The 22,043-nt window shown below is 66.1% G+C and carries 21 protein-coding genes; 10 read left to right on the top strand and 11 right to left on the bottom strand.

Annotated features, from left to right (window positions below):
• Positions 1 to 10: 10 nt before the first annotated feature.
• From T331_RS0109200 to T331_RS0109190, 3 genes are read right to left on the bottom strand one after another with little or no spacing between them, the layout of a single operon-like run.
• Positions 11 to 1,219 carry an SAM-dependent methyltransferase gene (locus T331_RS0109200; protein WP_008495389.1) on the bottom strand — a complete coding sequence of 403 codons (1,209 nt, stop codon included), beginning with the start codon at positions 1,217 to 1,219 and terminating at the stop codon, positions 11 to 13.
• Positions 1,216 to 1,980, bottom strand: coding sequence for a DUF1365 domain-containing protein (locus T331_RS0109195; protein WP_026439796.1), 765 nt, complete (start codon positions 1,978 to 1,980; stop codon positions 1,216 to 1,218). Before T331_RS0109195 ends, T331_RS0109200 begins: the two co-directional genes overlap by 4 nt.
• A complete protein-coding gene (locus T331_RS0109190) occupies positions 1,977 to 3,284 on the bottom strand; it encodes an NAD(P)/FAD-dependent oxidoreductase (protein ID WP_026439795.1) in 1,308 nt (435 codons plus the stop codon). Before T331_RS0109190 ends, T331_RS0109195 begins: the two co-directional genes overlap by 4 nt.
• 76 nt (positions 3,285 to 3,360) lie before the next feature.
• Here T331_RS0109190 and T331_RS0109185 point away from each other — a divergent pair, with 76 nt between their 5' ends.
• The 4 genes from T331_RS0109185 to T331_RS0109170 are packed head-to-tail and all read left to right on the top strand — an operon-like array spanning position 3,361 to position 6,444.
• Complete coding sequence (locus T331_RS0109185) at positions 3,361 to 3,981, top strand: sigma-70 family RNA polymerase sigma factor (RefSeq protein WP_240376700.1); 621 nt, start codon at positions 3,361 to 3,363, stop codon at positions 3,979 to 3,981.
• Positions 3,978 to 4,613, top strand: a complete 636-nt coding sequence (locus T331_RS0109180) for a ChrR family anti-sigma-E factor (protein WP_026439794.1) — start codon at positions 3,978 to 3,980, stop codon at positions 4,611 to 4,613. The genes T331_RS0109185 and T331_RS0109180 overlap by 4 nt, the downstream gene beginning before the upstream one ends.
• On the top strand, positions 4,610 to 5,638 hold the full coding sequence (locus T331_RS0109175) for an SAM-dependent methyltransferase (protein WP_026439793.1): 1,029 nt from the start codon (positions 4,610 to 4,612) through the stop codon (positions 5,636 to 5,638). The genes T331_RS0109180 and T331_RS0109175 overlap by 4 nt, the downstream gene beginning before the upstream one ends.
• The gene (locus tag T331_RS0109170) at positions 5,635 to 6,444 is read left to right on the top strand and encodes a DUF1295 domain-containing protein (RefSeq protein WP_026439792.1); all 810 of its coding nucleotides are present in this window, start codon (positions 5,635 to 5,637) and stop codon (positions 6,442 to 6,444) included. The genes T331_RS0109175 and T331_RS0109170 overlap by 4 nt, the downstream gene beginning before the upstream one ends.
• On the opposite strand, the gene T331_RS0109165 is transcribed toward T331_RS0109170, so the two are convergent.
• From T331_RS0109165 to T331_RS0109145, 5 genes are read right to left on the bottom strand one after another with little or no spacing between them, the layout of a single operon-like run.
• A complete protein-coding gene (locus T331_RS0109165) occupies positions 6,441 to 8,156 on the bottom strand; it encodes an acetyl/propionyl/methylcrotonyl-CoA carboxylase subunit alpha (protein WP_026439791.1) in 1,716 nt (571 codons plus the stop codon). The two genes, T331_RS0109170 and T331_RS0109165, sit on opposite strands and share 4 nt — an antisense overlap.
• A 4-nt stretch (positions 8,157 to 8,160) precedes the next feature.
• A complete protein-coding gene (locus tag T331_RS0109160; RefSeq protein WP_155992669.1) occupies positions 8,161 to 9,753 on the bottom strand; it encodes a 5-oxoprolinase subunit B/C family protein in 1,593 nt (530 codons plus the stop codon).
• Positions 9,754 to 9,757: 4 nt separating this feature from the next.
• Positions 9,758 to 10,564, bottom strand: coding sequence for a putative hydro-lyase (locus T331_RS0109155; RefSeq protein WP_035179819.1), 807 nt, complete (start codon positions 10,562 to 10,564; stop codon positions 9,758 to 9,760).
• 12 nt (positions 10,565 to 10,576) lie between these two features.
• Positions 10,577 to 11,344, bottom strand: a complete 768-nt coding sequence (locus tag T331_RS0109150) for a LamB/YcsF family protein (RefSeq protein WP_026439788.1) — start codon at positions 11,342 to 11,344, stop codon at positions 10,577 to 10,579.
• A 20-nt stretch (positions 11,345 to 11,364) separates the two neighbouring features.
• Positions 11,365 to 12,606 carry an NRAMP family divalent metal transporter gene (locus tag T331_RS0109145; RefSeq protein WP_008495375.1) on the bottom strand — a complete coding sequence of 414 codons (1,242 nt, stop codon included), beginning with the start codon at positions 12,604 to 12,606 and terminating at the stop codon, positions 11,365 to 11,367.
• A gap of 296 nt (positions 12,607 to 12,902) precedes the next feature.
• On the opposite strand from T331_RS0109145, the gene T331_RS0109140 reads away from it, so the two are divergent.
• Complete coding sequence (locus T331_RS0109140; RefSeq protein WP_026439786.1) at positions 12,903 to 13,559, top strand: GntR family transcriptional regulator; 657 nt, start codon at positions 12,903 to 12,905, stop codon at positions 13,557 to 13,559.
• On the opposite strand, the gene T331_RS0109135 is transcribed toward T331_RS0109140, so the two are convergent.
• Positions 13,556 to 14,470: a LysR family transcriptional regulator gene (locus T331_RS0109135; RefSeq protein ID WP_026439785.1), complete on the bottom strand. Its 915-nt coding sequence runs from the start codon at positions 14,468 to 14,470 to the stop codon at positions 13,556 to 13,558. The two genes, T331_RS0109140 and T331_RS0109135, sit on opposite strands and share 4 nt — an antisense overlap.
• Positions 14,471 to 14,579: 109 nt before the next feature.
• Between T331_RS0109135 and T331_RS0109130 the strand changes: the two genes are divergently transcribed.
• On the top strand, positions 14,580 to 15,278 hold the full coding sequence (locus tag T331_RS0109130; RefSeq protein WP_026439784.1) for a pirin family protein: 699 nt from the start codon (positions 14,580 to 14,582) through the stop codon (positions 15,276 to 15,278).
• Positions 15,279 to 15,362: 84 nt separating this feature from the next.
• On the opposite strand, the gene T331_RS0109125 is transcribed toward T331_RS0109130, so the two are convergent.
• On the bottom strand, positions 15,363 to 16,856 hold the full coding sequence (locus tag T331_RS0109125) for a CoA-acylating methylmalonate-semialdehyde dehydrogenase (RefSeq protein ID WP_026439783.1): 1,494 nt from the start codon (positions 16,854 to 16,856) through the stop codon (positions 15,363 to 15,365).
• Between the two features lie 193 nt (positions 16,857 to 17,049).
• Between T331_RS0109125 and T331_RS0109120 the strand changes: the two genes are divergently transcribed.
• Positions 17,050 to 17,883 carry a MurR/RpiR family transcriptional regulator gene (locus T331_RS0109120; RefSeq protein ID WP_008495371.1) on the top strand — a complete coding sequence of 278 codons (834 nt, stop codon included), beginning with the start codon at positions 17,050 to 17,052 and terminating at the stop codon, positions 17,881 to 17,883.
• Here the strand turns inward: T331_RS0109120 and gntR are convergent.
• On the bottom strand, positions 17,880 to 18,902 hold the full coding sequence (gene gntR, locus T331_RS0109115; RefSeq protein ID WP_026439782.1) for an HTH-type transcriptional regulator GntR: 1,023 nt from the start codon (positions 18,900 to 18,902) through the stop codon (positions 17,880 to 17,882). The genes T331_RS0109120 and gntR overlap by 4 nt on opposite strands.
• A 99-nt stretch (positions 18,903 to 19,001) precedes the next feature.
• Between gntR and T331_RS0109110 the strand changes: the two genes are divergently transcribed.
• The 3 genes from T331_RS0109110 to T331_RS0109100 form a co-directional block, all read left to right on the top strand.
• A complete protein-coding gene (locus tag T331_RS0109110; RefSeq protein WP_026439781.1) occupies positions 19,002 to 20,279 on the top strand; it encodes an MFS transporter in 1,278 nt (425 codons plus the stop codon).
• A gap of 5 nt (positions 20,280 to 20,284) precedes the next feature.
• Positions 20,285 to 20,788, top strand: a complete 504-nt coding sequence (locus T331_RS0109105; protein WP_026439780.1) for a gluconokinase — start codon at positions 20,285 to 20,287, stop codon at positions 20,786 to 20,788.
• Between the two features lie 17 nt (positions 20,789 to 20,805).
• Positions 20,806 to 22,043 (top strand): dihydroxy-acid dehydratase domain-containing protein (locus T331_RS0109100; protein WP_026439779.1); only part of this gene is annotated, 1,238 nt, incomplete at its 3' end.

The following is a 22,043-nucleotide window of genomic DNA, read 5'->3' as shown; positions in this document are numbered from 1 at the left end:
GCGCCCCCTCTCAGCCCTGCAATTCATAAAGCCCGACATCGACGCTGCCGGTGAGAAATCCCGCCTCGCAATAGCAGAGGTAATAATCCCAGAGCCGGCGGAACCGCTCATCGAAGCCCTGCCCCTCCAGCGCCGGCCAGGCGGCGGTAAAGCGCTCCCGCCACGCCGCCAGCGTACGGGCATAGGAGGCGCCGAAATGCCGCACCCGGCCCGGCGCCAGCCCCGCCGCGCGCGCCTGCGCCGCGATCTGCGCCTTGGCCGGCAGCATGCCGCCGGGGAAAATATGGCTCTGGATGAAATCCGGACTGCGCCGATAGGCCGCGAAGCGTTCGGCGGCGATGCTGATCACCTGCAACACCGCCTTGCCGCCCGGCTTCAGGCGCTGGCGCAAGGTCTGGAAATAGCCGGGCCAATAGGCCTCGCCCACGGCCTCGAACATCTCCACCGAGACGATGCGGTCATAGCGCCCGGCCTCGTCGCGATAATCGCGCAGCACCAACTCCACACGCTCCTCCAGCCCGGCATCGCGGATTACTTGCTGCCCCCAGGCCAGCTGCGCCGGGGAAATCGTCAGTCCGGTCACCTTCGCCCCCTGCTGGCCCAGATGCCGCGCCAGAGCGCCCCAGCCGCAGCCGATTTCCAGCACGCTCTGTCCCGGCTCAACCGCCAGCCACCCGGCGATCAGCGCCAGCTTCGCCGCCTGCGCCGCCTCCAGCGTCGCCGCGCCGCCCTCATACAGGCCGGATGAATAGAGCATGCTTTCATCCAGCCAGCGCGCGAAGAAGCCATTGCCGAGATCGTAATGCGCCATGATGTTGCGCCGCGCGCCGGCCTTGCTGTTGGCCCGGCGCTTATGGCGCCACCCTTGCAGCGCCCGCAGCGGCGCGGAGAGCGCGCCTTCCGCCTGGCCGCTGAAATTCAGATTGCAGATCTGCAGCAGCGCGCTGAGATCCGGGCTGCTCCAGCCGCCATCGATATAGGCATTGGCGAAGCCGGTATCGCCCTCAAGCGCCAAAGCCCGCAGCAGCCGCCAATCATGCAGCACCAGCCGCGCCTGCGGCCCGGGCAGATCCCCCTGCACCTCCAGCCTGTGCCCTTCGGGCGTCACGCAGACCAGCCCGCCATAGCGCAACCCCGCGATGGCACGGCGCAGCAAGGCGGTTCTCCAGCCGCGCCGGCTGTCGGCACGGATCATGGCGGGCTGAACGATGTCACTCATGCGCGTCTCCTGGAACGGCTATAGCCCTGGCTGATCTCGTCACGGGGCGCGGCCGGACGCGGCCGCAGCCCGATCCCCTTGCGCCAGATCTTCAACGCTTCCCAATGGATGGCGGCCAACACCTTCAGCCCCGCCCAGGGCTGGGCCAGCACCAGCCGCAGCAGCGCGGCATCGGTCAGCGCCACCCGGCGCCCGGCCATGGTGGCGCGCAGCATCACCCCTTGCGCATCGGCCACGGCGATATGCAGCCCCAGCGCGACGCCGGGCGGCTGCAAGGTGAAGCTGTAGCGCAGCCCCATCTCCATGAATGGCGAGACGTAAAAAATCTTCTCCGCCCCCTGCCGGATGGCGCCGTCCTGCTCTGCTACCGGGCAGAGATAGCTATGGCGCTGGCCGAAGGTATTATTGACCTCATACAGCACCGCGCGCAGCGCTCCCTCGGAATCATGGCACAGAAACAGGCTCAGCGGGTTGAAGCCCAGCCCGAGGATGCGCGGCATTGCCAGCAGCGTAATCCGCGCCGCCCCCGCCTGCAGCCCGGCCGCGGCGAGATGGCGCTCAACCCAGCCCCGCAAATTCGTGGTGCCGTCGCCATGGTCGGTCTCGCGGAAGCTCACCAGATTGAAGCGTCCGCGCGAAAACAGGCGCAGGCGCGGCATCGCATCGAGATCCAGCAGCAGATACGGCACCTGGTAGGCCAGGCTGTGCTGGCGCGGCCGGGTGCGGGTATGGGTGACCCAGACCGGATAGAGCGCGTTCACCTGGCCACCTCGAAGGCGGGCCGCGGCGCGATGCGGGCCGATTCGCCCTGCACGTTCCAGGGCCGGCGCGGCGCCCCCAGCGCTTCCGCCACCGCCAACCCCGCCTGCAGCCCGTCCTCGTGAAACCCCGCCCCCCACCAGGCGCCGCAGAACCAGGTCCGGCGCAGCCCCTGTATCTCCCAGATCCGCGCCTGCGCACGCAGCGCCGCGACGTCGAAGACCGGGTGGGTGAAGATTTGCCGCAGCGCCACGTCGCGCAGGGCGCGGGTCGGGTTGAGGGTGACGAACCAGTCCCGCCCCACCAGGCCCTGCAAGCGGTTCATCCAGTAGGTCACCGCCACATGCGCTTCGCCGCCCGTATAGTTCCAGGCGGCCCAGGCGGCGCGGCGGCGCGGCATTGCCGCCGCATTGCCATGCAGCACCACCTCGTTCGCCGTGGTGCGGAAACTGCCCAGGATCTGCGCCTCCGTGGCGCAGGGATCCGCCAGCAGGGCGAACGCCTCGTCCGCATGGCAGGCCAGCACCGCCTCGTCGAACCCCTCTTCCGATCCATCCGCCAGGCGCAGCGCCACGCCGCCAGGCAGGCGCCGCAGCTGCGCCACGGCTTGCCCCGCCCGCACCTCGCCCGCGAACGCCGCCCGCAGCCTGGCGACATAAGCCTGTGAGCCGCCCTCCACGCTGCGCCAGACCGGGCGGCCAGTGAGCTTCAACAGCCCATGATTTTCACAGAACCGGATGAAGGCACTGGCCGGCAGATCCCCCGCCGCCCCCGCCGGGCAGGACCAGACCGCCGCGATCATCGGGTAGAGATGGTCCTGCAGAAACGCCTCGCTATAGCCGCCATGGCGCAGATACTCGCCCAGGCTCACCCCGGCCAGCGCGGCGGCGTCGCCCGGCGCGCGCTTATAGAAGCGCAAAATCCCCCGCAACATCGACCAGAATCGCGGCCGCAGCGCATTGGCCGGTTGCGCGAACAGCCCGCGCAGATCCGTCCCCGCATATTCCAGCCCGCCTTCGCGCAGCGACACCGAGAAGGACATATCCGTCGCCCGCGTCTCAACCCCCAGATGCGCGAACAAGGCGGTGAGATTGGGGTAGGCCGGCTCATTATAGACGATGAAGCCGGTATCGATCTTCGTACCCTCGACCTCGACCGTATGGCTGTGCCCGCCCAGCCGGGGCAGCGCCTCGAACAAGGTGACATCATGCGCGCGCGACAGCGCCCAGGCGCAGGACAGGCCGGAAATCCCAGCCCCGATCACAGCGATACGCCGGCGCCCGGCAGGAGAAACAATCGCGTCCATGTTTTAAATACGCCGTCCGCGGGGTTTCGGATCAACCGGCTTGATCCAATTTAGACAACGTATCGTATAATGGTTTGTGAATGCTTTTGCTCCTCCTTCTGCTGCCCGCCGCGCTCCGCCGCAGGCCCTGCCGGTGAACCAGGCCGGCAGCCCCGCCCCGGATGCGGCGACCTTGGCGGCCTTGATCCGCCGGGTCGCCACCGCGCGCGACAAACAGGCCTTCGCGGCTTTGTTCAAGCATTTCGCCCCCCGGGTGAAATCCTTTCTGCGCCGCGCCGGCATGGAATCCGGCGCCGCCGAGGAGGTGGCGCAGGAGGTGATGATCCTGCTCTGGCGCAAGGCGGAGCATTTCGACCCCAGCCGCGCCGGCGCCGCCACCTGGGTATTCGCCATCGCCCGCAATGCGCGCATCGACCATGCCAGGCGCGCCAAGGGCCTGCCCCCGCAACCCGAGCCGGAGCCCGAAGCGGCGCCCTCGGCCGAAACCCTTACCCTCGCCGCTGAGCAGGCCGCCCGCCTGCGTGGCGCCATCGCCGAACTCGGCCCTGAACAGAAACAGATCGTGCAGCTCTTCTTCTTCTCCGATACCCCCCACGCCGCCATCGCCAGCGCGCTCGATCTGCCGCTGGGCACGGTGAAATCCCGCATCCGCCTGGCCATGGCCAAGCTGCGCTCCAGCCTGGGAGAGGTGCCGTGATCCTGCACCATCCCAGCCCGGAGACGCTGTTGGCCTACGCCGCCGGCAGCCTGCCCGCCGGCCAGTCCCTGGTGGTGGCGGCGCATGCCGAGGGTTGCCCGCATTGCCGCGCCGAAATCGCCCGGCTGGAAGCCGTCGGCGGTGAGATGCTGGAGGACATGCCGCCGGAGTCCCTGGCGTTGGATGCCTTCACCGACACGCTGGCGCGGCTGGACCAGCCCGCGCCGCGCAGCCCGGCTTTGCCCCGCCAGGCGGATCTGCGCCTGCCTGCCGGCACCCTGCCGCGGATTCTGGCCAGTGCCGAGATCAGCCGCTGGCTCTGGGTGGCGCCGGGCGTGCGCTATAGCCGCGTGCGCCTGCCCTGGGCGCCGAAAGATAATGTCATGCTGCTGCGTGTGGCGGCGAATAAGCGCGTGCTCGCCCATAGCCATGGCGGCGCCGAATTCACCCAGGTGCTGCATGGCGATTTTCATGACGAAACCGACCGCTACGCCGCCGGCGACCTCATCGAGGAAGACGAACACACCAACCACCAGCCCCATGCCGGGAACCAAGGCTGCCTCTGCCTCGCCTCGCTGGACGGGGGCTTGCGCCTGCCCTGGCTCACCCGGCTGATCAGGAGATCCGCATGACCGCATTCGCCGCCCGCCTCTCCGCCCTTGCCGAGCGCGCGCCGCTGCCGGATGCGCTGATCGGTCTTGGCATCAACCGCCTAGTGGCGCGCACCAGGCGGGCGCTGGACCAAGCCCCGCCGTCCGGCGCCAGTTTCGCCGCCGGCATGGCCGCCTTTCCCATCGCCGCCCATGCCAGCACCGCCAACGCCCAGCATTACGAGATCCCCGCCGAGTTTTTCGCGCTCTTCCTCGGCGAACGGCGCAAATATTCGAGCTGCCTCTACCCGACCGGCCGCGAAACGCTGGACCAGGCCGAGCTGCACGCGCTGGAGGAAACCATCGCCCATGCCGGCCTCGCCGACGGGCAGGAGATTCTGGAGCTGGGCTGCGGCTGGGGCTCGCTCAGCCTGTTCATGGCGGCGCGCTTTCCCGGCGCGCGCATCGTCGCCGTCTCCAACTCTGGCTCGCAGCGCCAATATATCGAAACCGAAGCCGCCGCGCGTGGGCTCGCCAATCTGCGCGTCATCACCGCCGACATGAACGAATTCTCCACCGATGCGCGCTTCGACCGCGTCGTCTCCGTGGAAATGTTCGAACATATGGCCAATTGGCGCGCCCTGCTCACCCGCGTGCGCGGCTGGCTGAAGCCAGAGGGACGGCTGTTCATCCATGTCTTCGCACATGAGCGCCAGCCTTACCGCTTCGACCATGAGGATGAGGCCGACTGGATCGCCCAGCATTTCTTCACCGGCGGCATCATGCCCAGCCATGATCTGATCACCCAGTTCCCGGATTTGTTCACGCTGGAGCGGGACTGGCGCTGGAATGGCAGGCATTACGCCCGCACCGCGAAACACTGGCTGCAAAATTATGATGCGCGGATCGGCGAGGTCCGGAAAATCCTCGCCGCCACCTACGGCGCCGAGGCGCCGCTCTGGGAACGCCGCTGGCGGCTCTTCTTCCTCGCCACCGCCGGGCTGTTCGGCCATGCCGGCGGCAAGCCCTGGGCGGTGAGCCATTATCTGCTGGCGCCCACCGCATGATCCTCTGCCTCTATGCCGGGCTGGCGGTGACGCTGGCCATGGTGGCGGGGTGGTTTCTGCAACGGGCTTTGCACAATGCCGGCTGGGTGGATGTGGTCTGGACCTTTTCCACCGGCCTCGCCCTGGCCGGCGTGGCCCTGGCCGCCCCCGGCGCGCTCTGGCGCCATGCGCTGCTGGCCGGGCTGATGCTGGTCTGGTCCTTGCGGCTTGGGCTGCATGTGGCGCTGCGCGTCGCCAGCGGGCCAGAGGATGCGCGTTACGCGCAGATGCGCAAGGATGCTGGTGCAGGCTTCCAGAAACAGATGGCCTGGCTGATGGCGGGCCAAGGCCCGGTCTCCGGCCTGCTCTCGATCAGCCTCTATCTCGCCGCTGCCCAGCCCGATCCAAGCGTGCGCCCCGGCGATGTACTGGGCGTGCTGATCCTGCTGCTCTGCCTTGGCGGCGAAGCTTTGGCCGATGCGCAGCTGCGCGCCTGGCGCGCCCGCCAGACCAGCCCTGGCGGCATCTGCGAGGAGGGTCTCTGGCGCCTCTGCCGGCATCCGAATTATCTGTTCGAGGCGCTGCTCTGGCTCGCCTTCCCGGCGATGGCGCTGAGCACCCGCCCGCTCTCCTGGCTTTCCTTCATCGCCCCGGTGCTGATGTTCCTGGTGCTGCGCTTTCTCACCGGCGTGCCGCCGCTGGAGGCGTCTATGCTGGCGCGGCGGGGGGAGGCCTACAGAGCCTTTCAGGCGCGGACGACGGCGATGTGGCCGCGTCTTCCGTGGGGAGTATTTGAAAAAACTCCCCACCCCCCCAAAAACTTTTAAGACTTATAGGCGCCTACGGCGTCGCCGGCGTTCAGAAACGCGCCCTCCTTGGCGATGCGCTGAAAGATGCCGTCGCGCGGCGCGGTGATCTGCACCTCCATCTTCATCGCTTCCATCACCGCCAGCAGTTCGCCTTGCTTTACCTCGGCACCATCCTCAACCTTCCAGGCCTGCACGCTGCCGGCAATCGGCGCCGGCACTTCGTTGGCGGCACGCCCCGCTTCCTGCGGCGCGGCCGTACCCGGTTGCGCCATGCCGGCCAGAAAACTGCGCGGCAGGCCGATCTGATGGCGCTTGCCATCGATCTCCAGCGGCAGCCGCACCAGCTCTTCCTCCACCGGCGCCGGACGCGGCGCGGGCTCCAAATCCCCGGTGAAATCCGTCTCGATCCAGCGTGTATGCACGGCGAATCCGTCATCGCCGGCAAAATCCTCATGCGCCACCACGGCGCGATGGAAGGGCAGCACCGTCGCCACCCCCTCGATCTTGAATTCCGCCAGCGCCCGCCTTGCCCGTTTCAACGCCTCGGCGCGCGTCTTGCCGGTGACGATCAGCTTCGCCACCAGCGAATCATACTGGCCGGGGATGATCGAGCCCGAGACCACGCCGCTATCCAGCCGCACGCCCGGCCCGGAGGGCGGCAGGAAGGCGGTGATCTTGCCCGGCGTCGGCAAAAACCCTTTCGCCGGATCCTCGGCATTGATGCGAAACTCGAACGCATGGCCCCGCGGGCGCGGCGTTTCGGTAATGGACAGGTTTTTGCCCTCCGCCACGCGGAACTGCTCGATCACCAGATCCACCCCTGCGGTTTCCTCCGTCACCGGATGCTCCACCTGCAGGCGGGTATTCACCTCCAGAAAGGAAATCATCCCGTCCTGGCCAAGCAGAAACTCGACCGTACCGGCATTGGTATAGCCGGCGGCGGCGCAAACGCGCTTCGCCGCATCCTCGATGGTCGCACGCTGTTCATCGCTAATGAAGGGCGCCGGCGCTTCTTCCACCAGCTTCTGGTTGCGCCGCTGCAGCGAGCAATCGCGCGTGCCCAGCACCACCACATTGCCATGCGTGTCAGCGATGATCTGCGCCTCGATATGGCGGGGTTTATCCAGGAAGCGTTCCAGAAAACACTCGCCGCGCCCGAATGCCGCCACCGCCTCGCGCACGGCGGACTCGTAAAGCTCCTTCACCTCATCCAGCTTACGCGCCACCTTCATGCCGCGCCCGCCGCCGCCATAGGCCGCCTTGATCGCCATCGGCAAACCGTGCTGCTTGGCAAAGGCCAAGGCCGCCTCACCGCTTTCCACCGGCCCATCGCTACCCGGCGCGAGCGGCGCACCGACCGATTGCGCGATCCTGCGGGCTGAAACCTTATCGCCCAGCGCGTCGATCACCTCCGCCTCCGGGCCGATCCAGATCAGCCCCGCCGCCTTCACCGCGCGCGCGAATTCGGCCCGCTCGGAGAGGAAGCCGTAGCCCGGATGCACCGCATCCGCCCCGGCGCGCTTGGCAACCGCCAGCAGCTTTTCGATATCAAGATAGGTCTCAGCCGGCTTCGCCCCGCCCAGCGCGTAGGCTTCATCGGCCATGCCGACAAACAAAGCCTCCGCATCCGGGTCTGAATACACCGCAACGGAGCCCACACCATAATCCCGGCAAGCCCGGATGATGCGCACCGCGATTTCACCGCGATTGGCGATCAGGATTTTTTTCATGACTTTAGGCCCTCCGCCCATTCGGCGTGATTTCTGAAAATGCCTTCAACGGCTTGAAACGAATTTTTGCCCCTACCGGAACCTGCCCGGCGAGGTCGAGATGATAGTCAGCCACCGCGCCGATGACCGGGTAGCCGCCGGTCAGCGGATGATCGGCCAGGAACAAAAGCGGCTTGCCGTTGGCCGGCACCTCCACCGCCCCGGTCACCGTGCCTTCGCTGGGCAATTCCTCCGTGCGGCAACGTTCCAGCACAGCCTCACCATCCAGCCGGATGCCGACGCGGTTGGATTGCGGCGTTACCACCCAGGCCTCGGTGGCGAGCCTCTCCAGCGCCTCAGCCGTGAACCAATCCGGCCGCGGCCCCATCACCAGATCGAGCGTGACCTCATCTCCGGCTTTCGGAAATTCAAAGGCTGGTGCTTCATCCAGCGAAACCGCCCGCAGGCCGGAGGCTGGTTTCAGCTTCAGCGTCTGCCCCGCCTGCACGGGGGCGGGGCCGACAATCGCCAGCGTATCCGTCGCCGCACTGCCGAGGATGATCTCCACCTCAAACCCGCCGCGCACGGCGAGATAATAACGCATCCCCCGCGCCGGGGCGGCCAGGCTCACCACATCCCCCGGCTCCAGCGCGATCGGCACATACGGACTAGGCGAAAGCCCCTGACCGGCGGCCGTACGAATGGAAATCCCGCACGGCGCGCCGGTCAGCGCAATCACCGCCGCCTCTTGCACGCGGAAGGAAAATCCGCCCCCCATCAGCTCCAGACAAACCGCGCTCTCATCATTGCCGACAACGCGGTTTGCTGCCTTGAACGCGCCGCGATCCAGCGCGCCGGAAGCGGACACACCCTGCCCGGTCTGCCCGAAGCGCCCGAGATCCTGAAACAAAGGCGGCAGCGGTGCTGAGAGAATTTTGAAGGCGCCGCCTGCATCGACCGCAACAGCCTCGGCAACGGCCGCAACCTGAACCTGCGTCTTCACCTTCGCCAGATCGGTAAAGCGCACCTGATAGCCTGGCTGAAAATAGGCCGGCGGATTGCGGCCAATATCCCACATCTTCACCGGCGTGGTGCCGATGATCTGCCAGCCGCCAGGGCTGTTCTGCGGATACACGCCGGTGAAGGCCCCCGCCAGCGCCACCGACCCCGCCGGGATCCGCGTGCGCGGGCTCTTGCGCCGGGGCACCTGCAAGGCAGGATCGCCGCCAACCAGATAGCCGAACCCCGGCGCGAACCCGCAAAACGCCACCATGTAGGTGGCCGCGCTATGGCGGCGGATCACCTCCTCCACCGAAAGCCCGGTGATGGCGGCAACCTCTTCGAGATCCTCGCCATCGTAACGCACCGGCACCTCCACCAGCGTCGCCTCGCGCGCCAGCGGCGCCACCAGGTCGCGCGCCGCGACACCGGCGGCAATCTCCTCGGCGCTGGTCTCTTCCGGGGCGAAGCCGATCATCAGCGTGCGCGCCGCCGGCACCAGCTCCTTCATCCCCGGCAGCGGCGCGGCCTGCAGCGAGGCGAGCAGCGCCAGCGTCTCGTCCAGATCATTCAGCTCAACCAGCAACGTGCTGAGATTAACGGGGAGAAATCGGATCATGGTCTCAGACGTGGTAGGCTGAGTCGGGAATATCGGTGATGAACATGTGGCCGGGCGCGTGGGTGATGGCAAAGGGCACGCCAGAGGCCATGACCACCGCTTGCGGCGTAACCCCGCAGGCCCAGAACACCGGCACCTCCCCCGGCGCGATCCGCACCGCGTCACCGAAATCAGGCTGCGCAAGATCCGCGATGCCGATTGCCTCGGGCATGCCCACATGCACCGGCGCGCCATGCACGGCGGGGAAACGTCCGGAAATGGTGGCGGCCTCAGCAACCCGCCCCCCCGGAATGGGCCGCATGGAGACCACCATATTCCCCCGCAACCGCCCGGCCGGGCGGCAGGGCTGGTTGGTGAGATACATCGGCACGTTGGTCCTGTCCGTCATGTGGCGGATCTCGATGCCGGCCTCCACCAGTGGCGTTTCAAAGGTGAAGCTGCAGCCGATGAGAAACGCGACAAGATCGTCCCGCTCCGCCCAGGCGCGGCTGGCATCCGGGGTTTCCTCAGCCAGCTTGCCGTCGCGCCAGATGCGGTAGAGCGGCAAATCCGTGCGCAAATCGGCGCCGGGGGCAAGCGCGGTTGTCGGCACGCCGGGGTCGGAGACATCCAGCACCGGGCAGGGCTTGGGGTTGCGCTGCGCGAACAGCAGGAAGTCAAACGCCCAGTCGCGCGGCAGCACGATCATATTCGCCTGGGTGAACCCGGGGGCGATGCCGGATGTCGGCGCCACCTGCCCGGCCCGGTAGGCGGCCCGCGCCTGGCGCGCAGCGCTTGCATCCGTATGCGACAAAAAAGCTTCTGGGGTCATCATCGCGGCTCCTCAGGCGGCGCCGGCGAAGGCGCGGACGCCAATCGATTCGGCTTGGAAAAGGGTGCGGATTTCACGCGCCATCGTCACCGCCCCGGGGCTGTCGCCATGGACACAGATGGACTGCGCCTCGATGCGGATTTCAGTACCGTCCTGCGCGGTGATGAGGCCGGTGCGCACGAAATTGAGCATACGCCGCGCCACCTGCGCCGCATCATGCAACACCGCGCCAGGCTCACGCCGGGAGACGAGCAGGCCCTCCCGGGTGTAGCCACGGTCCGCGAAAACTTCGCCGACAACCTGCAACCCTTCGGATTTCGCCAGCTTCAGAACCGGCGTCCCCGCCAGCCCCATCAGCACCAGCGCCGGGTCGATCAGCTTGATCGCCTTGATCACCGCCAGCGCCTGACGCTCATGGTTGGCGATATGGTTATAGAGCGCGCCATGCGGCTTCACATAGCGCACGCTGGTTCCCGCCGCTTTCGCAATCCCCTGCAGCGCGCCAATCTGATAGATCACATCGCCGATCAGCTCCTCAGAGGTCACATCCATATCGCGCCGGCCAAAGCCGACACGATCCGGGTAGGAGACATGCGCGCCGATCGCCACCTTCATCGCGGCGGCTGTCTGCACCGTCTTCAGCAGCCCCGCCGGATCGCCGGCGTGAAACCCGCAAGCGACATTGGCGCTGGAGACGATTTCGAGCATCGCCTGGTCATCACCCATCTTCCAGGCGCCATAGCCCTCGCCCAGATCACTGTTCAAATCGATGCTGACCATGCGTGTCTCCTGTAACGTTTTTACTTACCGAGGAAGGCGAAGATCGGCCCGACCGACTTGTAGGCCATATACCATGTCAGCAGGCAGACCAGCACGCCCAGCCCCAGCAGCCAGCGCGGATAGTGATAGCCGCCCATCAGCTTCTTGCAGGCCACGGCGGCGAACAGGAAGATGGAGAGGCCCACCGGCAGCACCAGCCCGTTCAACCCGCCGACGAACACCAGCATTGCCGCCGGCGTAGTCTTCATCAGCTCAAAGCAGAGCAGCGAGAACAGGATAAAGCCGACAGTGGCGAAATTGCGATGCCGCTCGGTCATGTCTTTCTTGAAGGCGGTCACGAAGGTGACGGAGGTATAGCCGGCCCCGATGATGCTGGTCATCGCGGAGGCCAGGAACACCGCGCCGAAAATGCGGTAGCCGATCGGCCCGCAGGAGGCGAGGAAGGCCTGGCCGGCGGGGTTGGCATCCTTGCCGGAGAAGGTGATGACGGTGCCCGTGGCCACCACGCCCAGCACCGCCAGGAACAGGATGTAGCGCATCACGCCGGTCACCAGAATGCCGGTGATCGCCGCCTTGTTCGCCTCGGCAATATGCTCGGGCCCGACAGCGCCTTTATCCAGCAGCCGATGCGCGCCGGCATAGGTGATATAGCCGCCCACCGTGCCGCCGACGATGGTGGTGATGGTAGCGAAATTAATGTGATCCGGCATGATGCTCTGGCGCAGCGCCTCACCCACCGGCGGCGCTGCAACCACGCAGGCATACAGCACCAGCGCCAGCTTCACCGCACCGGCCACCAGCACCACGCGGTCCATGGCAATGCCGGCGCGCTTGGAGAGGAAGATGATAATCGCGACGATCGCCGCGGCCGCGCCGCCAATCTTCGGGTCCATATCCACCAGCGCGTTCAGGCCCAGCCCGGCGCCGGCGATATTGCCGATATTGAAGAACAGGCCACCGACGATGATCAGCACCGCGAGCAGATAGCCCGAGCCGGGAATGGCGGCATTGGCGATATCCGCGGCGCGCATGCGGGTGATCGTCACCATGCGCCAGATATTCGCCTGAATGACGAAATCGATGATGATGGAGGCCAGGATGGCGAAGGCGAAGGCCGCCCCCATCTTCGCGGTGAAGGTCGCGGTCTGGGTGATGAAGCCGGGCCCCACCGCCGACATCGCCATGATCATGATCGCCGCAATATAGCCCTTGCGCCGGGCTGCCGGGCTCAAGCCCGATTGTGGAATTGTCACCTGCGCCATCACACTCTCCCTTTATTTACGCCGCCCAGCCCAATGCTGTCCTACAAAACCTGCCGCAGGAAAGATCAAACCGTCAACATTGTTCAACAATTTTATTTTGATCATCCTACGATATGGAGGAATAATTGGTCAACCATTGAATGTTTCTTGAACAACCCGCTCGCTGCTGATGCAATTTCATGCTGCACCGCAAAATCCACGCCGCGCCGGCGTCTGGCGAGGCGCCGTGGCATCGGCTAAGCACAGCCCATGGAGAGGCGGCCACATCGCCGCCGCCAAAGGATAAAAGACCGGAAATGGACCAGGATCTCGCGCTGCCGCTGCCCCAGAAACTCGCCAATCAATTGCGCGAGGGGTTGATCGGCGGCGCCTTCACCCCCGGTCAGCGCCTCTCCGAACAGGCTTTGTGCGACGAGCTCGACGTCTCCCGCAACACGCTGCGCGAGGCTTTCCGGCTGCTCACCAAGGAGGGCTTGCTGGAGCACAAGGCCAATCGCGGCGTCTTCGTCACCACCCCCAGCATTGCCGCGGTGATCGATATTTATCGCGTGCGCCGGATGCTCGAATGCCCGGCTCTGGCGCACGCCTATCCCAACCATCCCGCCGCCGCGCGTATGCGCGCGGCCGTGCAGAGCGCGCGCGCCGCCCGCCAGCGTCTGGATTGGCGCGAGGTCGGCAGCGCCAATATGCGCTTTCACACCGCCATCGTTGAGCTGGCGGATAGCGAACGCCTCAGCGGCTTCTACGCCCAGGTCTCGGCGGAGCTGCGTCTGGCGTTTTTCCTGCTCGATGATCCCGAGCTGCTGCATGCGCCCTATGTCGATATGAACGAGGCGATCATATCCTTGCTGGAACAAGGCCGGCCGGCCGCCGCCGCCGCCTCGCTCGAAACCTATCTCAACCAGTCGGAGCGGACGATTCTGGCCGCCCTGGCCCGGCGGGCGGCAGCCTAAGCCGCTCTTGACCAGGGCGCGGCGCCGAAGGCCCGCGCCAGCTCCTCCAGCAGCACCCTTACCCGTGCCGGGCGCAGCGGCCCGGGCGGGGTGAGCAGGTTCAGCGCCACCGGCGCCACCTCCCACCCCGGCAGCATCTCTTCCAGGCGGCCCTGCGCGAGATCCTGCCAGACCATGAAATCCGGCTGCAGCGCCATGCCCTGCCCGGCCAGCAGCGCGCCGCTCAGCACATCCGCATTATTCGCCCGCAACCGCCCTTGCACCGGCACCGCATAGTCGCCCAGCCGCTCATGCTGAAACCGCCACAGCCCCGGCTGCGCGATATTCGTATAAAGCAGCGCCTGGTGCTGCTGCAGCTCACGCGGATGGCTGGGCCGGCCATAGCGGTCGAGATAGGCGGGGCTCGCCACCAGCGGCCGGCGCACCGTGCAAAGCCTGCGTCCCAGCAGCGACGAGTCGGACAAGGCCGCGATCCGCAGCGCCACATCGAAGCGCTCCGCCACCAGATCCACCTGGCTGTCACTGAGCGAAAGCTCGATCTCCAGCTGCGGATAGCGCGCCAGAATCTCCGGCAGCAACGGGGCGAGATGCCGCACCCCGAAGGACATCGGCGCCGCCAGCCGCACCAGCCCGCGCGGCTGTTCGCTCTGCGCCGCCGCCTCGGCCTCCGCCGCCTCGCCTTCGGCCAGAATCCGCTGTGCCCGCGCCAGCGCCGCCTGCCCGGTCTGGGTGAGGGAGAGTCGGCGCGAGGTGCGGTGAAACAACCCCGCCCCCAGCCGCCGCTCCAGCCGGGCGATGGCCTTGGAGATGGTCGGGTGCGACAGCCCCAGCTCCCGCGCCGCGCCGCTGAAGGAGCCCCGCGCCGCCACCTTCGCGAAAATCGCCCAGGCCTCGAAATCCGGCATCGCCATGTTGAAACTTTCGGAACAGATAATGTTCGATCATTTCTATTTTATCGAAACATGTCCAGCTCTATCTCTCGCTCATACCAAAGCGGGGCGCGGCCCCGAGGAGCACAACATGATCGAGCATCGTCCCTTCAAATCCCTTGGCGGCGCCAACCATGGCTGGCTGGACGCCAAGCATCATTTCTCTTTCGCCTCGTATCACGACAGCGCGCGCATGGGCTGGGGCCGGCTGCGCGTCTGGAACGACGACCATATCGAAGCCGGCGCCGGCTTTCCGCCGCATCCGCATGAGAACATGGAAATCATCACCTATGTCCGCAAAGGCGCCATCACCCATCGCGACAATCTCGGCAATCACGGCCGCACCGAGGCGGGGGATGTGCAGGTGATGTCGGCTGGCACCGGCATCACCCATAGCGAATTCAATCTGGAAAACGAGGCCACGGAACTGTTCCAGATCTGGATCCTCCCTTCCAGCCGCGGCCATGCGCCGAGCTGGGGCACCCGGCCTTTCCCGAAGGATGGGCGCGAGGGCAAATTCGTCACCCTGGCCTCGGGTTTTGCCGAGGATGCGGAGGCGCTGAAAATCCACGCCGAGGCGCGGCTATCGGGCGGCACGCTGAAAAAAGGCGAGCGCATCACCTATGATCTGACGCCCGAGCGCCACGCTTATCTGGTGCCGGCGACGGGTAAGGTGAGCGTGAATGGTCTGACGCTGAATGAGCGCGATGGCGCGGCGATCACCGGTGAGACCAGCATTACCATCGAGGCGCTGGAGGATGCGGAGCTGGTGTTGGTGGATGCCGCGTAAAAAGTTGGGGGCTTTGGCATATGTTGCCAAAGCCCCCAGCGTTTTGAAGCCCTTTTTGAAAAAAGGGCTTCACCCCAAAAACTTTTATTTCATGGTGGGCATGGCGTATTCGGCGCCTTTGCGGATGCCGGTGGGCCAGCGCGAGGTGATGGTCTTCAGCCTGGTATAAAACCGCACCCCCTCGCGGCCATGGATCGCATGGTCACCGAACAGGGAGCGCTTCCAGCCGCCGAAGGAATGGAACGCCATCGGCACCGGGACCGGCACATTCACCCCCACCATCCCGGCCAGAACGCCGGTGGTGAAGGCCCGCGCGGTATCGCCATCGGAGGTATAGATGACCGCGCCATTGCCGAACTCATGCTTGTTCACCAACTCCAGCGCCGCCGCGAAGCTGGGCTGGCGCACCACGCTGAGCACCGGGCCGAAAATCTCGTCCTTATAGACGCTCATCTCCGGCGTCACATGGTCGAGCAGCGTCGCGCCGGTGAAATAGCCCTGCTCATTGCCCTGCAAGGTCAGGCCGCGCCCATCCAGCACCGCCTTGGCGCCTTCCTCAAGGCCCTTGGCGATATAGCCCTCGACCTTCTCCTTGTGCTGCGCCGTGACCAGCGGGCCCATCTCGGCCTCCTTGTCGCTGCCCGGCCCGATCTTCAAGGACCGTGCCCGCTCGGCGATCTTCTGCACCAGCGGCTCGGCCACCGGGCCAACCGGCACGGCAACGGACACCGCCATGCAGCGCTCGCCGGCGGAGCCGTAGGCCGCGCCCATCAGCGCATCCACCGCCTGGTCCAGATCCGCATCCGGCATCACCACCAGATGGTTCTTCGCCCCGCCCAGCGCCTGCACGCGCTTGCCGGCCTTGGTGCCGGTGGCATAAACATATTCGGCGATCGGCGTGGAGCCGACGAAGCTCACCGCCGCGATGCGCGGATCATGCAGCAGCTGCTCCACCACATCCTTGTCGCCATTCACCACATTGAACACGCCATCCGGCAGGCCCGCCTGCTGCAACAGCTCGGCCATACGCAGCGCGGCGGAGGGCACCTTTTCGGACACTTTCAGCACAAAGCTGTTCCCGCAGGCCAGCGCCACCGGGAACATCCAGAGCGGCACCATCGCCGGGAAGTTGAACGGGGTGATGCCCGCGCACACGCCGAGCGCCTGGCGCACGCTGTAGCTGTCGATATTGGTGCCGACATTCTCAGAATACTCACCCTTCAGCAGATCCGGAATGCCGCAGGCGAACTCAACCACCTCAACGCCGCGCGTCACCTCGCCCAGCGCGTCGGAAAACACCTTGCCATGCTCGGAGGAGATCAGCTCCGCCAGCTCCTTGGCGTGGGCCTCCAACAGATCCTTGAATTTGAACATGATCCGCGCCCGGCGCAGCGGCGGCGTCGCGGCCCAGGCCGGGAAGGCGGCGGCGGCGGCGGCGATGGCGGCCTCCACCTCATCCTTGGTGGCGACGGCGACCTGCTTGCTCTGCGCCCCGGTAGCGGGGTTGAAAACCGGCAGGCTGCGGGACCCGGCGCCCGGAACGGGCTTGCCGTTGATAAAATGACCAAGCGTTTGCATCTGGCGCTCCTTTGTTGAGCCGGAGCTCATACGCCGCGGCCGTCCTTGATTGACGGCGAATATGAAACACCAATTCCATTTAATCCGCAAGAACAGAATTTAAATTCTGTTTGTATCTAGGGATTTTGAATTCTTCCTTCCAAAAATGGAATTTTCGTTCTACAAATCAGCTTCCATTCCATAATCGAGCCCGATGTCCGCTTCCTCCTCCGCCGCCCCGCGCAGCTTTTCCGCCCTGCGTGAAACCTTGCTCACCCGCCAGCCCGGCCTGCCCAAGCGCCTGGCGCAGGTGGCCGCCTTTGCGCTCGAACGGCCGGATGAGATGGCGCTGGGCACGGTGGCCGAACTCGCTGTCGCCGCCGGGGTGCAGCCCTCGGCGCTGATCCGTTTCGCGCAGACACTCGGCTATTCCGGCTTCTCGGAATTACAGCAGGTGCTGCGCGACCGGCTGCGCGAGCGCTGGCCGGATTACCAGGAGCGGCTGGTGAAATTGCAGGACGAAACCGGCCCCGGCTTCGATTCCGCGCCGATGCTCGGAAAACTCGTCGAGACATCCATACACTCGCTCAACCGCCTCGCCGGCTCGGTGGCGCCGGGTTCGTTCGACAAGGCGGTGGAGGGGCTGGCGCAGGCGCGGATGATCTATCTGCTCGCCCAGCGCCGCACCTTCCCGGTCGCCGCCTATCTCTCCTACATGCTCGGCAATCTCGGCGTGGCGCATATGCTGCTGGATAATGTCGGCGGCATGGTGGATGTGCAGGCCGCCAGCGCCGGCGCCGAGGATGTAATGCTGGCGATCAGCTTCACGCCCTACGCGCCAGCGACGGTGCAGATCGCCGCGCAGGCGGCGGGGCGCGGCGTGCCGATCGTCGCCATCACCGATTCCGCCTTCTCCCCCATCGCCGCCCTCGCGCAATCCTGGCTTGAAGTGGCGGAGGCCGATCTGGGCGCCTTCCGCACCCTCTCGGCGACGATGGCGCTCTCCATGGCCCTGGCCCTGGCCACGGCGGAGCGCAAACGGGGTTAGCTACTCTCCCGAACATTGAGGGTAAAGCCAAGATCCTCGCAGCGCGTCGGCGGCTCGCGCCCGGCCATCAGCTCCAGCAGCATCGCGGCCGCCCGCCGCCCCACCTGCTCGCGCGGCGTCGCCACGCTGGTCAGTGCCGGGCTGGTCCAGGCCGAGGCTGGCAGGTCGTTGAACCCGGCGATCGCCAGCCGCCCTGGCACCGCCAGGCCAAGGCGCTGCGCTTGAAACAACGCGCCCTGTGCCAGATCGTCATTGCAGAAAAACAACGCATCGAGCGCGGGGCGCGCCGCCAGCGCCTCTTGCAGCAGCTTTGCCCCCAACCCTACCGAGGAGCGCTCCGGCACCATCAATTCATAAGGCGCGGCCTCCCCTGCCTCCCTCACAGCCTGGCGGAACCCGGCCCCGCGGGCGATGGTCCGCGGATCGAGCTGTGCCGCGACAAAGCCCAGCTTGCGATAGCCGCGCGCCAGGAAATGCCGGGCAATCGCGGCACCGCCCTGCTCCTGTGAAAATCCGACAGAGTAGGCGCCGGGCTGCCCGTTCAGCTCCATCATATGCACCGCCGGCAAGGCCTGGCTTTGCAGCAGCTGCAGCGTGGCGGGCTGATGATCGATGCCGGTCAGCAGCACCCCGTCGGGCCGGAAGGCCAACAGGCCGCGCAACAGCCGCAGCTCCTCGGCGGCGGAATAGAGCGTCGTGGCCATGATCATCTGATAGCCGTGTGGGGAGAGCACCTCGTCGATCCCCGCCAGCATTTCCACGAAGACAGTGTTGGTGATCGAAGGGATCAGCACCGCCACATTCATCGACCGGGCCGAGGCCAGGGCGCTCGCCGCGCGGTCCGGCACATAGCCGAGCTTGGCCGCGGCGGCCTCGATTCGGGCCCGCAAGGCGGGGCTGACCTGGCCGCCACTGCGGAAGACCCGCGACACGCTGATCATGCTAGTCCCGGCCTGCGCCGCCACATCCTGCATCGTCACACGCCCCGTCATCGTGGTGCGCGGTTTACGCCCGGCCATTTTTTCGTCTCCTGATTCCGAAGCGCATGACAGATTCTGCTTTACGAAGCCAGATGTTAGCGCTAGCAGCGACACACAACAAACCTTCCTGGAGGAAGCATGACCACCATCATCCCCCGTCGCCGCTGGGTTATCGGCGGCCTGCTCGGCACCGGCGTGCTGATCAACTATATCGACCGGATCAATCTCTCCGTCGCCGCGCCGCAGTTGAAGGCGGAGTTTCACCTCACCACCGCCGATATGGGGCTGCTGTTCAGCGCCTTCTTCTGGTCCTATGCGCTGACCCAGATTCCGGTGGGGATGATCCTGGATCGGTTCGGCGTCACCCGGATCGGGCGTTGGGGCACCTTCCTCTGGGCCATCGCCTCGGGTGCGGTGGCCTTCACCGGCGGGTTTGGCGGCATTTTCGTCGCGCGCATGCTGCTGGGCATCGCCGAGGCGCCGGGCTTTCCCGCCAGCGCCAAGGCCACCGGCTATTGGTTCCCGCGCCAGGAGCGCTCTGTTGCCACCGCCTTGTTTGACGCGGCGGCGAAATTCTCCAACGTCATCGGCGTGCCGCTGGTCGCCTTCGTTGTCGTCGGCTTTGGCTGGCGCTGGGGCTTTGGCCTCACCGCCGTTCTCAGCTTCCTGTATTTCGTCGCCTTCTATTTCATCTATCGCGACCCCTCGGCCGATCCGAAGCTGAGCCGCGAAGAGCATGCCTACATACTCGAAGGCGGCGCCACGCCGGAAGGCCAGTCCGACACCAATGCCGGCGCGATGCTGGCCTATCTGCTGCGGCAGCCGAAAGTCTGGGGCTTGAGCCTGGGTTTCGCGGCCTATGGCTATAGTTTCTATCTCTTCCTCACCTGGCTGCCGGGCTATCTGGTGCAGGCGATGCATATGAGCATCATCAAATCCGCCGGTTTTGCCGCCATTCCCTGGGCCTGCGCCACCGCCTCCGACATTCTCTTCGGCGGGCTGCTGGTCGATCGTCTGGTCGCCAAAGGCTATGACGAGACCAAAGTGCGCAAGAGCGTGCTGATCATCGGCATGTTGTTCGGCCTGGCGGTGTTCGGCGCCACTCAGACCACCAATCCCGTCTGGGCGATTGCCTGGATTTCCATCGCACTGTCCGGCCTTGCCGCCTCCGCGCCGATCGGCTGGTCCATCCCCTCGCTGATCGCGCCCAAGGGCGGCACCGGCACCGTTGGCGGCATCATGAATTTTCTCAACAACATGATGGGCGTCGTCGCCCCCATCGTCACCGGCTTCATCGTCGGCGCCAGCAATAATTTCGAGCTGGCTTTCCTGGTGGCGGGGATTGTGCTGATCGTCGGCATCTTCTTCTATGTCGTGGTGCTGGGCCGGATCGAGCCGATCCAGGCCCCGGAGTAAGCGCATTGGCCTTCATCATTGTCATGGGTGTTTCGGGCTGCGGCAAATCCACTGTCGCCGCCATGCTGTCCGGCAGGCTGGGCTGGGATTTCACGGAAGGCGATGCGCTGCATCCGCCGGCCAATGTCGAGAAGATGCGCCGGGGCATCCCGCTGAGCGATGATGACCGCGAGCCCTGGCTGCGCGACATCGCCGCCACCATCGAGGGCTGGCGCCAGGCGGGGCAGAGCGGGATCATCGCCTGCTCGGCCCTGCGCCGGCGCTATCGCGAGATCATCGCGGCAGGGCATGATGATGTGCTCTTTGTCTATCTGCGCGGCAGCTTCACCCTGATCGAAAGCCGGCTGGCGGCGCGCCAGGGGCATTATATGCCCGTGAGCCTGCTGGACAGCCAGTTCGCCACGCTGGAAGAACCGACAGCGGAAGAAAACGCCATCACCATCGATACCGGCGCGCCCGCGCCGGAGTTGGTGAATGAGGTGGTGGCAAGGCTGCATCTGGCCGCCTGAACGGAGGAGTGCGTAACATGCTTCACCCTGTCATTGCCGAAGTCACGGCCCGGATCATCGAGCGCAGCCGTGGGTCGCGCTCGCGCTACCTGCAGCGCGTGGCGCAGGCGGCCAGCCACAAGCCCAAGCGCCAGGCTCTGGGCTGCGCCAACCAGGCGCACGGCTTCGCCGGCTGCGGCGCGGGCGACAAGGCCGTGCTGCGCGACGGCGATGGCGGCAGCCTCGCCATCGTTACCGCCTATAACGACATGCTCTCCGCGCATCGCCCCTACGAAACCTACCCGGAGCAGATCCGCGAGGCGGCGCGCAAGGTTGGTGGCGTGGCGATGGTGGCGGGCGGCGTGCCGGCCATGTGCGATGGGGTGACGCAGGGCGAGGCCGGCATGGAGCTGTCGCTGTTCTCGCGGGACGTGATCGCGCTGGCAACCGGTGTGGCGCTCTCGCACAACACCTTCGATGCCGCTTGTTTCCTTGGGATTTGCGATAAGATCGTGCCGGGGCTGGTGATCGGCATGCTGAGCTTCGGGCATCTGCCCTCGGTGCTGATCCCCGCCGGACCGATGCCCTCCGGCCTGCCCAATTCCGAAAAAGCCAAGATCCGCCAGCTTTATGCGGAAGGCAAGATCGACCGCGCGGCGCTGCTGAAGGCGGAAGGCGAAGCCTACCACGCGCCGGGCACCTGCACCTTCTACGGCACCGCCAACACCAACCAGATGCTGGTCGAGATCATGGGGCTGCATGTGCCGGGCTCGGCCTTCGTGAATCCCGGCACGCCGTTGCGCGACGCGCTGACGGACTTCGCGGTTGAGCGTGTGATGAGCCAGACGGCGCTGGGCGAGAATTTCCAGCCGGTGGGCCGGATGATCGATGAGCGCAGCTTCGTGAATGCGATTGTGGCGCTGCACGCCACGGGTGGGTCGACCAACCATACCATCCATCTGCTGCCGATGGCGGCGGCGGCGGGGATCACCATCACCTGGCAGGATCTTTCGGATCTGGCGGCGGTGACGCCTTTGCTGTGCCGCATCTATCCCAATGGCCAGGCCGATGTGAATCATTTCCACGCCGCCGGCGGCACCGGGTTTTTGATCCGCGAGCTGATCGAGGCCGGGCTGCTGCATGAGGATGTGGACACCATCATGGGCAAGGGGCTCTCCGCCTATATCAGGGAGCCCTACCTGCAAGATGGTACGCTGGCCTGGCGCGAGGCGCCTGCATCCAGCGGCGATGAGAAGGTACTGCGCCCGGCCGCCAA

The organism is Acidocella facilis ATCC 35904 (assembly GCF_000687875.1).
Classification (GTDB): domain Bacteria; phylum Pseudomonadota; class Alphaproteobacteria; order Acetobacterales; family Acetobacteraceae; genus Acidocella; species Acidocella facilis.
This window is presented reverse-complemented; position numbering and strand designations above follow the sequence as displayed.

What these genes read in the sequence shown, in the direction of transcription:
- T331_RS0109190 (WP_026439795.1), bottom strand. Translation starts at nt 3,284, where the DNA reads ATGGACGCGATTGTTTCTCCTGCCGGGCGCCGGCGTATCGCTGTGATC.
- T331_RS0109200 (WP_008495389.1), bottom strand. Translation starts at nt 1,219, where the DNA reads ATGAGTGACATCGTTCAGCCCGCCATGATCCGTGCCGACAGCCGGCGC.
- T331_RS0109160 (WP_155992669.1), bottom strand. Translation starts at nt 9,753, where the DNA reads ATGATCCGATTTCTCCCCGTTAATCTCAGCACGTTGCTGGTTGAGCTG.
- T331_RS0109155 (WP_035179819.1), bottom strand. Translation starts at nt 10,564, where the DNA reads ATGACCCCAGAAGCTTTTTTGTCGCATACGGATGCAAGCGCTGCGCGC.
- T331_RS0109140 (WP_026439786.1), top strand. Translation starts at nt 12,903, where the DNA reads ATGGACCAGGATCTCGCGCTGCCGCTGCCCCAGAAACTCGCCAATCAA.
- T331_RS0109130 (WP_026439784.1), top strand. Translation starts at nt 14,580, where the DNA reads ATGATCGAGCATCGTCCCTTCAAATCCCTTGGCGGCGCCAACCATGGC.
- T331_RS0109125 (WP_026439783.1), bottom strand. Translation starts at nt 16,856, where the DNA reads ATGCAAACGCTTGGTCATTTTATCAACGGCAAGCCCGTTCCGGGCGCC.
- T331_RS0109150 (WP_026439788.1), bottom strand. Translation starts at nt 11,344, where the DNA reads ATGGTCAGCATCGATTTGAACAGTGATCTGGGCGAGGGCTATGGCGCC.
- T331_RS0109135 (WP_026439785.1), bottom strand. Translation starts at nt 14,470, where the DNA reads ATGGCGATGCCGGATTTCGAGGCCTGGGCGATTTTCGCGAAGGTGGCG.
- T331_RS0109120 (WP_008495371.1), top strand. Translation starts at nt 17,050, where the DNA reads ATGTCCGCTTCCTCCTCCGCCGCCCCGCGCAGCTTTTCCGCCCTGCGT.
- T331_RS0109170 (WP_026439792.1), top strand. Translation starts at nt 5,635, where the DNA reads ATGATCCTCTGCCTCTATGCCGGGCTGGCGGTGACGCTGGCCATGGTG.
- T331_RS0109175 (WP_026439793.1), top strand. Translation starts at nt 4,610, where the DNA reads ATGACCGCATTCGCCGCCCGCCTCTCCGCCCTTGCCGAGCGCGCGCCG.
- T331_RS0109145 (WP_008495375.1), bottom strand. Translation starts at nt 12,606, where the DNA reads ATGGCGCAGGTGACAATTCCACAATCGGGCTTGAGCCCGGCAGCCCGG.
- gntR (WP_026439782.1), bottom strand. Translation starts at nt 18,902, where the DNA reads ATGGCCGGGCGTAAACCGCGCACCACGATGACGGGGCGTGTGACGATG.
- T331_RS0109165 (WP_026439791.1), bottom strand. Translation starts at nt 8,156, where the DNA reads ATGAAAAAAATCCTGATCGCCAATCGCGGTGAAATCGCGGTGCGCATC.
- T331_RS0109110 (WP_026439781.1), top strand. Translation starts at nt 19,002, where the DNA reads ATGACCACCATCATCCCCCGTCGCCGCTGGGTTATCGGCGGCCTGCTC.